Below are 13,253 nucleotides of genomic sequence, written 5' to 3'. Positions count from 1 at the left end.
ATGGTGAGTGGACTGAGCAGGCGTGCGTTGCTGGGATCGGCCGGCGCCCTGGGCGCCGGAGCGGCGTTGACCGGGAGCGCGCCCGGCCGGGTCCCCCCGGTCGCCGCCCCACCGGGCGGGGGCGCGGACGGCGGCGACGTGCCCGCGGCCCGCGCGGCGCTGGAGCGCCTGCTGCCCGAGCACGCCGGGCAGTTCGTCCTGCGCGCGCTGCCGGACGGGCCGGAGCGCTTCACCGTCGACGGGCGCCGCGGCGCCGTCACCGTCGCGGGGACGAGCCCGGCCGCGGTGCTCACCGGTGTGCACTGGTACCTGAAGTACACCTGCCGCGCCCACGTGAGCTGGGCCGGGTCGCAGACGGAGCTGCCGCGCCACCTGCCCGCGCCGCGGGCGCCGGTGGAGCGGCGGGCCACCGTCCCGCACCGCTTCGCGCTCAACGACACCCACGACGGCTACACCGCCCCGTACGCCGACTGGGCCCGCTGGGAGCGGCTCATCGACGTGCTCGCGCTGCACGGCGTCAACGAGGTCCTGGTGACGCCCGGCACGGAGGCCGTCTACCACCGGGTCCTGACCGACTTCGGCTACAGCGACGCCGAGGCGCGGGCCTGGATCCCCGCGCCCTCGCACCAGCCGTGGTGGCTGCTGCAGAACTTGTCGGAGTACGGCGGCCCGGTCAGCCCCGGCCTGCTGGCCGACCGCGCGGAGCTGGGCCGCCGGATCACCGTGCGCCTGCGCGAGCTGGGCATGTCGCCGGTGCTGCCGGGGTACTTCGGCACCGTGCCGCGCGGCTTCGCCGAGCGCAACGCGGGGGCCCGCACCGTGCCCCAGGGCACGTGGGCCGCGCTGCCGCGCCCGGACTGGCTGGACCCGCGCACCGCCGTGTTCCGCGACGTCGCCGCCGCCTTCTACGCCCACCAGGGCGAGCTGCTGGGCGCCGCGTCCCACGTCAAGATGGACCTGCTGCACGAGGGCGGCGACCCCGGGGACGTGCCGGTCCCGGAGGCGTCCCGCGCCGTCGAGGAGGCGTTGCAGCGCGCGCGCCCGGGTGCGACCTGGGTCATCCTGGGCTGGCAGGAGAACCCGCGCCGCGCACTGCTGGACGGCCTCGCGCACCCCGAGCGGATGCTCATCGTCGACGGCCTGTCCGACCTGGAGCGCATCACCGACCGCGAGGCCGACTGGGGCGGCGTCCCCTACGCCTTCGGCACCATCCCGAACTTCGGCGGCCGCACCACCGTCGGCGCCAAGACGCACCTGTGGGCCGAGCGCTTCACCACCTGGCGCGACCGGTCCGGCAGCGCGCTGACCGGCACGGCCTTCATGCCGGAGGCGGCCGAACGGGACCCGGCGGCCTTCGAGCTGTTCAGCGAGCTGGCCTGGCGCGAGCAGCCGGTGGACCGCGCCGCCTGGTTCGCCGAGTACGCCCACTTCCGCTACGGCGCCCGGGACCGGGCCGCCGAGGACGCCTTCGCCGCGCTGCGCGAGACGGCCTACCGCATCAGCTCCGCCGACGGCCGCCCGCACGACAGCGTTTTCGCCGCCCGCCCCGACCTCGCGGCCCGCTCCGGCACCCAGTACGCCACCCACACCCCCGCCTTCGACCTGCCGTCCTTCGACGCCGCGTTCGCCGCGCTGCTGGACGTCCGCCCGGCGCTGCGCCGCTCCGACGCCTACCGGTACGACCTGACCGACGCCGCGCGGCAGGCCGTGGGCAACCGCTCCTGGCTCCTCATCGGCCAGCTCCAGGACGCCTACCGGGCGCGGGACGAGGCGCGGTTCGGCACGCTGGCCACCCTGTGGCTGGAGCTGATGCGGCTGCTGGACGACGTCGCCGGGGGCCACCGCCTGTTCCTGCTCGGCCCGTGGCTCGCGGACGCCCGCCGCACGGCGGCCGACGCCGGTGCCGGGGCCGAGGAGCGCGCCCGCCTGGAGCGCACCGCCCGCGTGCTGGTCACCACCTGGGCCGACCGGGCCACCGCCGACGCCGGCCACCTCGTCGACTACGCCAACCGCAACTGGCAGGGGCTGACCGCCGACTACCACCTGCCGCGCTGGCGGGCCTACCTCGACGAGCTCCAGGACGCCCTCGCCGCCGACCGCCCGCCGAAGGAGTTCGACTGGTACGCCCGGGAGGAGGCGTGGACCCGGGAGACCGGGGACTACCCGCTGCGTCCCGTGCACGACGCCTACCGCACCGCGCGCCGGGCGCACGACGTGCTGGCCCGCGCCCCCTACCAGGGCAGCCTCACCGCCTCCGCCGAGCCGCCGGTGCTGCGGCCGGGCGGCGCCACCACGCTGACGGCCGCGTTCCGCAACGAGAACGGGCTGCGCGCCACCGGCGCCGTCGACCTGACGCTCACCGGCCCGGACGGCGCGGAGCCGCAGGGCCCCACCTCCTTCGACCGGGTGGCGCCCGGGGCCCGGGCCGAGGCCCGCTGGCGGGTCACCGCCGCCGAGGGCGACCTGCGCGACCCGCTGGAGCCGCTGCCCTACGAGCTGGCCGCCACGTTCGGGCCGCAGGGCGAGCGCCGGGTGCGCACCGCCCGCTCCGGCACCCTCTTCCTCGCCGGGGAGCTGGGGCCGGACGTGCGCACCCACACCACCAACGACGCCGTCTTCGGCCGCCTCGGCGAGCGCTACGCCATCCACGGCGCCGGCGACGACCTGTGGCGCGCCCGGGAGCAGTTCGGCACCGTCTACCGTCCGGGTGCCCTGCGCGACGGCGGCGCGGTCACCGTCGACGTCACCGACCAGCCGCGCACCGGCCCGTGGGCCCGCGCCGGGATCATCGCGCGCAACCGGCTGCCGGAGGCGGGCGGCCGGGGCGTGGTGAACCTCGCCGTCACCCCGGACCACGGGGTCGTGCTGTCCTACGACGCGGACGGCGACGGCCTGCTCAGCGCCTACCGCCGGGTGACCGGCGTCCGGGCCCCGCTCCGGCTGCGGCTCGCCCGCTCGGGTAAGTCGTTCACCGGCGCCTTCTCGGCGGACGGCGGCGGGAGCTGGCGCACCGTGGGCACCGTGGCGGTGCCGGGCACGGCGGCGGCCCAGGACGCCGGGCTGTTCATGACGGCGGCCGGCGGCGGCAGCGGCGCGCGCGCCACCGTGGAGTTCCGCCACTGGACGACGACCTGACCCGCGCCGCGGGCCCCGGGCGACCGCGCCCGGGGTCGGTACGGCCGTCTCCGGCGTCGGTACGGCCGCGCCCGGGGTCGGTACGGTCGCGCCGGCCCGGGTTCGCTGCCGCACCGGCCCGTCGAGGCCGGGCGGGTCCCGGCGGCCGTACCGGTCCCGGTGGCCGCGCGGGCCCGGGGGGCCGCGCGGGGCCGGGCGGCCGGGCGGGTCCCGGCCGCCGGCGTGCGCCGGGGACCGGGGGCCGGGGGCCGCGCAGGCTACTCGCCCTCGGCGAGCTTCCTGACGCCTTCCAGGGTGGCCTCGATGCCCTGGCGCAGCGTTCCGGTGCGGTACTCCATGATCGCCTCCTCGCGCTCCGGGGCCTGTTCGATGGCCACCAGCAGCCCCGAGCGGCCCGGACCGATGCGCCCGGAGTGCCGCAGGCGGGTGCCGCCGTCCACGGGGGTCAGGTCGAAGCGCCAGGTGGCCATCGGCCGCTGCGGGTCCAGCGGGCCGAACCGCTCCGCCGCGTCGATCACGGCCCAGGCGTAGGACCGCTCCGGCTCCAGCTCGACGACCTCGCTGACGGTGCGCCAGTCGCCGTTGTGCTCGTTGCGGTTGTGCCCCTCGAAGCGGGCGCCGATCACGGGGGCGTCCGCGCCGTCGAGCCAGGCCACGCGCTGGAGCTCGGGACTGAACCGGGCGGACAGCCCGATGTCGGTCACCAGAGCCCACACGGTGGCGGGGCTCGCGTCGATCTGGATCTCGCCGGCCACTTCCGGCCCGTCCGCGTACCGCATGCGCTCTCCTCGCTTCGGTCACCGCTGTGGAGGCCATCTTCGCCCCGCGCGGAGCGGGCGGCGGGGGAGTGTGTCGGGAATCACCAAGTCCCTTTTTCCAAGGGGTGGTTGGGAAGCGGCGCGGAATCGTCACCGCCGTGGCGAAAACCTGTTGACCTCAAGCAAGGTTCAACTTCTAGCGTGGCCGACATGACTACAGACCACGCGGAGACCCCAGCACCCTCCGCCACGGGGGAACGCGCCGGACGGCGGGAATGGATCGGCCTCGGCGTCCTGTTCCTGCCCGTCGCGCTGATCGCCCTCGACATGACCGTCCTGCACCTCGCGGTACCGAGCCTGAGCGCCGACCTCGCGCCCAGCAGCACCGAACTGCTGTGGATCGTCGACATCTACGGCTTCCTCATCGCGGGCGCGCTGATCACCATGGGCACCCTCGGCGACCGCATCGGCCGGCGCAAACTCCTGCTCGCCGGCGCCGCCGCCTTCGGCACGGCCTCGGTGCTCGCCGCCCTGTCCACCAGCCCCGGCATGCTCATCGCCACCCGGGCGGTGCTCGGGCTCGCCGGGGCCACCCTGATGCCGTCCACCATGTCGCTGATCCGCAACATGTTCCACGACCCCCGGCAGCGGACCGTGGCCATCAGCGTGTGGATGAGCGGCTTCATGATCGGCGCCGGTGCCGGACCGCTCGTCGGCGGCGCGCTGCTGGAGCACTTCTGGTGGGGCTCGGTGTTCCTGATCGGTGTGCCCGTGATGGCCCTGCTGCTGATCACCGGGCCGTTCCTGCTGCCGGAGTCCAAGGACCCGCGCGGCGGCCGCATCGACCTGGGCAGCGCCCTGCTCTCGCTGGGCACGGTCCTCGCCGTCGTCTACGGCATCAAGAAGATCGCCGAGCACGGCGTGGGCCTGGTGCCCGTGCTCGCCATCGTCGTCGGCGTGGGGCTCGGCGTGCTCTTCGTCCGCCGCCAGCGCCAGGCCACCGACCCCTTCCTGGACCTGCGCCTGTTCGCCCACCGGGCGTTCACCGTCTCGCTGTCCACGGTCGCGCTGGCCGTGTTCTCGCTCGGCGGGGTGATGTACTTCATCGGCCAGTACCTCCAGATGGTGCAGGGCCTCTCGCCGCTGGACGCGGGGCTCTACCAGCTCCCGGGCGTCGTCGCCGGGATGGTCGGCATCCTGCTCGCCCCCACCCTGGTGCGCTACGTGCGGGCCGCCTACCTCATGGGCGGCGGCCTGCTGATCGCCGCGGGCGGCGTGCTGATGCTCGCCGCGCTCACCCCCGAGTCCGGGGCCGGCCTCGCCGTCGGGGCACTGGTCGTGCTGCACGTCGGCTTCGGCCCGACGATGGCCCTGGGCACCGACATGGTCATCGCCGGGGCGCCCCCCGAGCGGGCCGGTGCCGCGTCCGCGATCTCCGAGACCGGCACCGAGATGGGCATGGCGCTGGGCATCGCCGTCCTCGGCAGCATCGGCACCGCCGTCTACCGCGGCGCGGTGGTCGACGAGCTGCCCGCCGGGGTGCCGCCCGCCGCCGCGGACGCCGCCCGCGACACGATCGGGGGCGCCGCCGGGGCGGCCGCCGCGCTCCCCGCGGAACTCGGCACCGCGCTGATGGCCGGCGCGGGACGCGCCTTCGTCGCGGGCCTCCAGGTGACGGCCGTGGTCAGCGCCGTGCTGATCGCCCTCATCGCGGTGACGGCCACGCTGGCCCTGCGCCGCATCAAGCCCGTGGCGGAGCCCCCGGCCGAGTCCTCGGGCGACCCCGCGGGCGAGCCCTCGGACGGACCCACCGGGGAACCGGCCGGGGAGTCCACCGGAAAGCCGACCGGGGAGCCGGGCTCGGCGGCCGATCTGGAGCCCGTCCCCTGACCGCCACCGCCGGACGGCCGGGCCCACCGCCCGGCCGTCCGGCACCGCAGGGCCGGGGCCGCCGGGCGCGACGACCCGGCGCGACGGCCCTGCGGTGCCGGACCGTCGCGGGCGCGAAGCCCTCTGGCGCGCCGACCCGTTCGGTACGCGGGGCCACCGGGCGGCCTCGCGACGCGGAGCGTCGGAAGCTGGGGGACGCCCGGGGTGCGGCGTCCGTCAGGGGCGCCGGGCTGCCGGGCGTGCGGTGTCGTGACGGCTGCCGGCGCCGCCGGGCCGCTCGGAACGCCGGGCCGCCCGGGGCGGCCGTGGTGCGGTGGCCGCCGGGGCCGGAAGGCGGCGGTGCGCTCAGACTTCCAGGAGCACCGTGAACGGCCCGTCGTTCAGCAGCGACACCTTCATGTCGGCCCCGAAGCGACCCTCGGCCACCTCCGCCCCCAGCGCCCGCAACCGGGCGCACACCTCCGCGACCAGCGGCTCCGCGACGTCCCCCGGCGCCGCCGCCTGCCAGGTGGGCCGGCGCCCCTTGCGCGCGTCCCCGTACAGCGTGAACTGGCTGATCACCAGCAGCGGCGCGCCCAGGTCCGAGCACGACTTCTCGCCCGACAGGACGCGCAGCCCCCACAGCTTGCGGGCCAGCCGCTCCGCCTGCTCCGGCCCGTCGTCGTGCGTGACGCCGACGAGCACGCACAGCCCCTCGCCGACGACCTCGCCCACCGTCTCGCCGTCCACGGTGACCCGGGCGCCGTTCACCCTCTGAACTACTGCTCGCATGGCTCCATGATGCGCCGGATGGGTGCCACGCTGCTGCGCGCGGTGTCCCCGGTGTCCCCGGGATGGCACGATGCGGAGCACCGGACATGGGGACCGGGGACAAGGGGACGACCATGAGCACAGCCGGAGCCGGCAGGACCACCGGCACCGTACCGGCGGCCGAGCGCGTGCCGCCAGGGCAGCGTGGCCCACTGGGCACGCCCGGGGCGTCCACCGCCGCGCCCGTGCCCGAACCGGCCGACCTGGGGGCGCTCGGCCTGCCCCGGCTCCGGGCCCTGCGCCGCGCCGCGCAGCGCGACGAGGCCGACCTCAGCTACGTGCGGCGGCTCCTGCACGGCCGCATCGACATCCTGCGCGCCGAGCTGGCCGGCCGGGGCGGCGCGGACGTGCCGCTGGTGGACCGGCTGCCGCAGATCCTCGCCGACCCTCCCTCCCGGCAGCGCTCGTCCCGCCACGTGACGGTGGGCACCCCGCGCGGCGCGGAGTACGGGGCGCTGGCCGAGTCGATGCTCGCCGAGATCGAGCTCTCCGACCTGCCCTCGCGCACGGACGAGGAGCTGCGCGACGCGATGGGCCGGCTGATGCGCTACGAGCGGCAGGTCTCGCAGCGGCGCCAGCGGGTGCAGCGCACGGCCGACGATTGCGGCGCCGAGATCACGCGCAGGTACCGTGTGGGCGAAGCACACGTCGACGACCTGCTCGCCTGAGGCGAACCCTGGGGTGGGGTGGGCGTCCCAGCAGCACCGAGGTCCCGCCGATGCCGCCCACCCCGCAGCCGCCCCGCACCCCTGGTCCCGCGCAGCCCGCCCCCGGGCGGCCCGCGCCCGCCGAACCCGGTGGGCAGGCCCCGCCCGGCGGCCGGGCCGACTCCGGTGGGCAGGCCCCGCCGGTGCTCGCCGAGGTCGTCCGCTCGGGGTTCGTGGAGGGCCGCCACCGGGGGTCCCTGGTGGTGCTGGGCGCGGACGGCGCCGTGGAGTGGGCGCTCGGCGACGTCACCTCGCCCGTCTTCCCGCGCTCGTCGAACAAGCCGTTCCAGGCGGTCGCCTGCCTGCGCGCGGGTGCCGACCTGCACGGTGAGCGGCTGGCCCTGGCCGCCGCCAGCCACTCCGGTGAGGTTTTCCACCGCGAGCTGGTCGCGCGGCTGCTGGCCGAGCACGGCTTCACCGAGGACGACCTGCGGTGCCCGGCCGACCTGCCGCTGGACCGCGAGGAGGCCGAGTCCTACCTCGCCGCCGGCCACGCGCGGGCCCCGATCACCATGAACTGCTCGGGCAAGCACGCCGCGATGCTGGCCGCCTGCCGGGCCGCGGGCTGGACCACCGGGGACTACCTCGACCCCGGCCACCCGCTCCAGGAGCTGGTCGCCGACACGCTGGCCGACGCCGCCGGGGAGCCCGTCGCCGCCACCGGCACCGACGGCTGCGGCGCGCCGGTGCTGGCCGTCTCCCTCACCGGCCTGGCCCGCGCCTTCGCCGCGCTGGCCGGCGCGGCCGGGGGCACGCCGCCGCGCCGGGTGGCGGACGCGATGCGGGCGCACCCCGAGTACGTCGCCGGGACGCGGCGGCACGACACCTGGCTCATGCGCGAGGTGCCGGGCACGGTGTCGAAGATGGGGGCGGAGGCCGTGCAGGCGGTGGCGCTGCCGGACGGGCGGGCGCTGGCGTTCAAGCTGGACGACGGCGGGGTGCGCGCGCTCGGCCCGGTGCTCGCCCGCGCCCTGGAGCGGCTGGGCGTGGCCTCGCCGGTGCTCGCCCGGATCGGCGCGCAGCCCCTGCTCGGCGGCGGGGAGCGCGTCGGGGAGGTGCGTGCCGCGTTCTGAGGGCATGCGTACGTAGGGTGATCCGCACCGGCTCACCCCGACCGCACGTTCTCCCAGGAGGCGCCATGACCGAAGAGCCCGCCCACGACCCGGAGGTCCTCCAGCTCGCCGCGAAGGTGTTCGACCTGGCCCGGCAGGGCGACACCGACACCCTCGCCGCCTACGTCGACGCCGGCGTCCCGCCGAACCTGACCAACGACAAGGGCGACACGCTGGTCATGCTCGCCGCCTACCACGGCCACGCGGAGACGGTGCGGGCGCTGCTGGAGCGCGGAGCGGAGCCGGACCGCGTCAACGACCGGGGGCAGACGCCGCTGGCCGGCGCGGTGTTCAAGGGGACGACCGAGGTGGTGCGGGCGCTGCTGGCGGGTGGCGCCGACCCGGCGGCGGGCACGCCCAACGCCGTCGACACCGCCCGCATGTTCGCCCGCGAGGAGGCGCTCGCCCTGTTCGACCAGCGCTGAGCGCGCCGCGACGGGTGCGGGGCGCGGTGCGGGGGTGCCGCACACCGCCCGGCCCGCCCCGCGCCCCGCACCCGCCGCGCGCACGGCCCCGGCCGACACCGGAGCCCCGGAGCCCGCAGGCCCGAGGCACACCACGGACGACGCCGCCGCGCCCCGCGCCCGGCGCCGGGCCCGGGGCGCGGCCTCACTTCACCGACCCCGCCATCACCCCCTGCACGAAGTGGCGCTGGAACGCGAAGAAGACGAGCACCGGGACGACGAGGGACAGGAACGCCCCCGGCGCCAGCACCCCGATGTTGGAGCCGAACTGCCGCATCTCCGACTGCAGGGCGACCGTCAGCGGCTGCGTCGAGGTGTTCGCGAACAGCAGCGCCACCAGCATGTCGTTCCACACCCACAGGAACTGGAAGATCGCCAGGCTGGCGAGCGCCGGTCTGCCCAGCGGCAGCACGAGCCGGGCGAAGATGCGCCACTCGCCGCCCCCGTCCATGCGCGCGGCCTCCAGCATCTCCTTGGGGATCTCCGCGAAGTAGTTCCGCAGCAGGAACACCGCGAACGGCAGCCCGTAGGCGACGTGGAAGAGGACGACGCCGGGGATGGTGCCGAACAGGCCGAGCGTGCCGAAGAGTTTGGCCACCGGCAGCAGCCCGATCTGCACCGGCACCACCAGCAGGGCCACCACGAGCAGGAAGAGGGCGTCCCGGCCGGGGAACTCCAGCCAGGCGAAGGCGTACCCGGCCAGCGCCGCCACCGCCACGACGAGGAAGGTGGCGGGCACCGAGATGAGCACCGTGTTCACCAGCGAGCGCAGGATGCCGGAGTCGGCGAGCAGCGCGGTGTAGTGGTCGAGGGAGAGCTGGGCCGGGTCGGTCAGCGCCGTCCACCATCCGCTGGAGGCGTTGGCCTCCTCGGTGCGCAGCGAGGAGAACAGCAGCCCGGCCAGCGGCGTGATCCACACCAGCGCCACGACGACGAGCAGGGTCTGCGCGGCGCCGCTGCTGAGCCGTGCGGTCAGCCGGCGCAGGGGCGAGCGGCGGCGCACCGGGGTGGCCAGCGCGTCGGCCACGGCCGGGGCCCCGGCGGGTTCGCGCTTGAGCGTGCCTGGGGTACTCACGACTGGCTCCTGCGGAAGCGTCGCACGTTGAAGACCATGGCGGGCACGACGAGGACGAGCAGCAGCACGGCGAGCGCGCTGCCCAGGCCCTGGTCGTTGCCGCCGCCGAAGGACACCAACCACATCTGGGTGGCCAGCACCGTCGCGTCGGGCTGCACGGGGCCCGGGGCGATGATGTAGACGAGGTCGAAGACCTTCATCACGTTGATCACCATCGTCACGAACACCACCGTCAGCACCGGGGCCAGCAGCGGCACGGTGATCCGGCGGAAGACCTGCCACTCGTTCGCGCCGTCGATGCGGGCGGCCTCCAGGGTGTCGCGGGGCAGCGTGGCGAGTCCGGCGCCGATGAGGACCATGGCGAAGCCCGTCCAGATCCACACGTAGGCGCCGATGATCGCGGGGGTCACGAGCGCCGGACCGAGCCAGGAGACGCCCTGGTAGGGCTCGGCGAAGTTCTCACCCGGCAGCCGCAGGGTGTAGGTGCCGGGGGGCAGCCCGCCGAAGGCGAAGGAGCCGTCGGCGGCCGTGGTGGTGCGCCCGGCCACGGTGCCGTCCGGCGCGACGGCCTCCACGGCCATGCCGGGCAGCCCCGACTCCCCGGCGTCCACCGCCCCCTCGGTGCCGCCACCGCCCGGAGCGAAGTCCAGGTAGGCCACGCCGCCGAGCGCGTCGCCGCGCGCGGTGGCGGGTTCGGCGGGCTCGGCGCCGCCCGGCAGCTCGCCGGGCGCGACGCCGACGAAGCCGAGCGTCACCGCCTCTCCGGGGGAGGCGGGCGAGGCCGTCACGTACGCGCCGCCGGGTCCGGCCCGCAGGGCGTGCCCCTCGCGGGCCCGCGCCGTCGGGTAGGGGGCGGGCTCCCGGAAGGTGTCGTGGACGGCGGTGACGGCCGCGTTGAGCACGCCCTTGTCCGGGTCGTGCTCGTAGGCGAGGCGGAAGATGATCCCGGCGGCCAGGAAGGAGACGGCCATCGGCAGGAACAGCAGCAGCTTGAACGCGGTCGCCCAGCGGATCTTCTCCGTCAGCACGGCCAGGACGAGCCCGAGGCCGGTCAGCAGCACCGGGGCGACGACGACCCACAGCGTGGAGTTGCGGACGGCCCGGAGCGTGGCCGGGTCCCGGAACATCTCGGTGTAGTTGCCGACGCCGACGAACCGCGTGCCGGTGGCGTCGAACAGGCTGCGGCCGACGGAGAACAGCACCGGGTAGACGACCAGCGCGCCGAGCAGCAGCGCGGCGGGCAGGACGAAGACCCAGGCGACCAGGCGCTTGCGCCGCTGGGCCCGGCGCCGCCGCTGGGCGGCGCCGGGGGCGGTCGGTGCGGGGGTGGCGGTCACGGCGGCGCGCCCGCTCAGTCGCCGAAGGCGTCGGCCGCGGCGGCCTCCAGCGCGGCGGCGGTGCCCTCCGGGTCGGAGGGGTCGCGCAGGAAGTCCTGGAGGATCTTCCACTCGCCCTTGCCGACCGTGCCGCCGAAGGCAGCGGGCGCCTGGTCGGACATGTCGAAGCGCACCGTGTCCCCGGCCTCGACGAGCGAGCGCGCGGTCTGCCGGGTCGGGTCGTCGGAGTAGGCGGCCGGGTCGAGCTCGCGGTTGGGGGAGAGGTAGCCGCCCGCCTCGGCCCACACGGCCGCGGCCTCGGGGGTGGCGAGGAACTCGACGAGCGACATCGCCGCCTCCCGGTTCTTCCCGTCCTTCAGCACCACGGCCGCGTCACCGCCGCTGACGACCGGCTTCTCGCCGCCGTCGACGGACGGGAAGGGGAAGAACCGCGCGTCCTCGCCGAGCGTCCTGCCGTAGTCGCCCGCCAGGGCGCCGACGAAGTCGCCCTCGTAGACCATGGCGGCCTCCGGCTCGGGCCCGAAGACCTTCCGCACGGACGTGGGGAAGTCGGTGCGCAGCGCGGTCTCCGCGCCGCCGGAGACCAGCTCCGCGTCGGAGAACAGCTCGCCGAGGGTGGTGAGCGCGTCGACGACGGACTGGTCGGTCCACGGCAGCGCGTGGTCGGCCAGCTCGTCGTACTTCTCCGGCCCGGCCTGGGAGAGATAGACGTTCTCGAACCAGTCGGTGAGCGTCCAGCCGTCCTGCCCCGCGACGGAGAACGCGGGCAGCCCGGAGTCGGCCACCGTCCGTCCGCTGTCGAGCATCTCCGCGTACGTGGCGGGCTCGCCCACCCCGGCCTGCTCCAGCGCCTGCGGGCTGTACCAGACGAGCGACTTGTGCGCGGCCTTGAAGTACAGGCCGTAGTAGGTGTCGTCGACGGTGCCGTAGTCCTTCCACACCTGTGCGAAGTTCCGCGTCACCTCCTGCTCGGCGTCCTGCGTGAGCGGGGCGAGCCAGCCGCTGCGCGCGAACTGCCGCAACACGCCGACCTGCGGCACCATCACGACCTCCGGCGCGTCCTTGCCCTCGATCTTGGAGCCGATCACGGTGGAGACGTTGTCGCCGGTGGACAGGAACTCCACGCGCGCGCCGGACTCCTCGCTCCAGGCGTCCAGCACCCGCTGGAAGTTCTCCTGCTCGGTGCCGGTCCACACCGCGGCGACGGTGATCGTCTGGCCGCTGAACTCGCCGTCGGGCGCCGGTCCGGTGGTGCCGCCGTCGCCGCAGGCGGTGGCGGTCAGGGCGAGGGCGAGCGCCGCGCCGGTGGCGGCGGTGGCGCGGGTGACCGGTGTGCGTCTCATGTGCTGGTCCCTTCTTCGGGGTGGGGCCCGGGGGGCGGCCGTTCACCGTGCGCTGTCGCGCATGAGCGTCATGTAGGAGCGGCACTCCGGGGTGTCAACGAGTTACCGACCGGTAATACAGCTCCGCGACCGCTTCGAGACCCGGTGCACGGCACCGACCCGCCCCGCGAACACCCACCGCAACCGCCAGTGTCCGCGCATCCCATACCCCCACCCTCGACCCCCGCTGGCCCCCCGCTCGCGCCCCCGTGCGGCCGCCCGCCCGCGCGCACCCCGCACCGGGCGGACGCCCCGGGGCCGCGCACACCGGTGAGCGTCTCCGGGCGCCCCGCCGCCACCTCCCCGCGCCATCGGCCGGTTCTCGCGTCGGGGCGCCGCTCCGGCGGTCCCGCGTCCGCCACCCGCCCGCGCCGGTCGGGCGGGTGGCGGACGCGGGGCCGGGCGGACGACCCAGGCGGACGGAGCACCCCGGGCCCCATGCCCGCCGCGTCGGCACGCGCCCACGGCCCGCACCGCGCGGCCCGCCTGCGCGCCCCGCGGTCGGCCGCGAACGAAACGCGGGTACGCCACCGCCCCCCGCGCGCCCGGGTGGGGCGCCGTGGGGGGCGGTGGCGTGCCGTGG

At 76.2% G+C, this 13,253-nt stretch carries 10 protein-coding genes; 5 read left to right on the top strand and 5 right to left on the bottom strand.

What is annotated here, in order from left to right; translation table 11 throughout:
- Positions 1-3,135: an alpha-N-acetylglucosaminidase gene (locus tag OSB71_RS10425; protein WP_416237240.1), complete on the top strand. Its 3,135-nt coding sequence runs from the start codon at positions 1-3 to the stop codon at positions 3,133-3,135.
- A 257-nt stretch (positions 3,136-3,392) separates the two neighbouring features.
- Here the strand turns inward: OSB71_RS10425 and OSB71_RS10420 are convergent, their stop codons facing one another.
- Positions 3,393-3,914, bottom strand: coding sequence for an SRPBCC family protein (locus tag OSB71_RS10420; protein ID WP_265946781.1), 522 nt, complete (start codon positions 3,912-3,914; stop codon positions 3,393-3,395).
- 189 nt (positions 3,915-4,103) lie between these two features.
- On the opposite strand from OSB71_RS10420, the gene OSB71_RS10415 reads away from it, so the two are divergent.
- Positions 4,104-5,783, top strand: coding sequence for an MFS transporter (locus OSB71_RS10415; RefSeq protein WP_265946779.1), 1,680 nt, complete (start codon positions 4,104-4,106; stop codon positions 5,781-5,783).
- A 345-nt stretch (positions 5,784-6,128) separates the two neighbouring features.
- Here the strand turns inward: OSB71_RS10415 and dtd are convergent, their stop codons facing one another.
- Positions 6,129-6,554 (bottom strand): D-aminoacyl-tRNA deacylase, encoded by a 426-nt coding sequence (gene dtd, locus OSB71_RS10410; protein WP_265946777.1) that lies wholly within the window; start codon positions 6,552-6,554, stop codon positions 6,129-6,131.
- 113 nt (positions 6,555-6,667) lie between these two features.
- On the opposite strand from dtd, the gene OSB71_RS10405 reads away from it, so the two are divergent.
- The 3 genes from OSB71_RS10405 to OSB71_RS10395 all read left to right on the top strand — a co-directional run bounded on the left by OSB71_RS10405 (position 6,668) and on the right by OSB71_RS10395 (position 8,837).
- A complete protein-coding gene (locus OSB71_RS10405) occupies positions 6,668-7,261 on the top strand; it encodes an RsiG family protein (protein ID WP_265946775.1) in 594 nt (197 codons plus the stop codon).
- 50 nt (positions 7,262-7,311) lie between these two features.
- Positions 7,312-8,373 carry an asparaginase gene (locus OSB71_RS10400; RefSeq protein ID WP_265946773.1) on the top strand — a complete coding sequence of 354 codons (1,062 nt, stop codon included), beginning with the start codon at positions 7,312-7,314 and terminating at the stop codon, positions 8,371-8,373.
- A 65-nt stretch (positions 8,374-8,438) separates the two neighbouring features.
- Positions 8,439-8,837 (top strand): ankyrin repeat domain-containing protein, encoded by a 399-nt coding sequence (locus tag OSB71_RS10395; protein ID WP_265946771.1) that lies wholly within the window; start codon positions 8,439-8,441, stop codon positions 8,835-8,837.
- 184 nt (positions 8,838-9,021) lie between these two features.
- On the opposite strand, the gene OSB71_RS10390 is transcribed toward OSB71_RS10395, so the two are convergent.
- The 3 genes from OSB71_RS10390 to OSB71_RS10380 form a co-directional block, all read right to left on the bottom strand.
- Entirely contained in the window at positions 9,022-9,861 is an 840-nt protein-coding gene (locus tag OSB71_RS10390) for a carbohydrate ABC transporter permease (protein ID WP_265946942.1), read from the bottom strand.
- An 86-nt stretch (positions 9,862-9,947) separates the two neighbouring features.
- A complete protein-coding gene (locus OSB71_RS10385; RefSeq protein ID WP_265946769.1) occupies positions 9,948-11,288 on the bottom strand; it encodes an ABC transporter permease in 1,341 nt (446 codons plus the stop codon).
- 14 nt (positions 11,289-11,302) lie between these two features.
- Entirely contained in the window at positions 11,303-12,631 is a 1,329-nt protein-coding gene (locus tag OSB71_RS10380) for an ABC transporter substrate-binding protein (protein WP_265946767.1), read from the bottom strand.
- Between the last annotated feature and the right edge of the window lie 622 nt (positions 12,632-13,253).

The sequence above is a fragment of the Streptomyces marinisediminis genome (assembly GCF_026262575.1).
Classification (GTDB): domain Bacteria; phylum Actinomycetota; class Actinomycetes; order Streptomycetales; family Streptomycetaceae; genus Streptomyces; species Streptomyces marinisediminis.
This window is presented reverse-complemented; position numbering and strand designations above follow the sequence as displayed.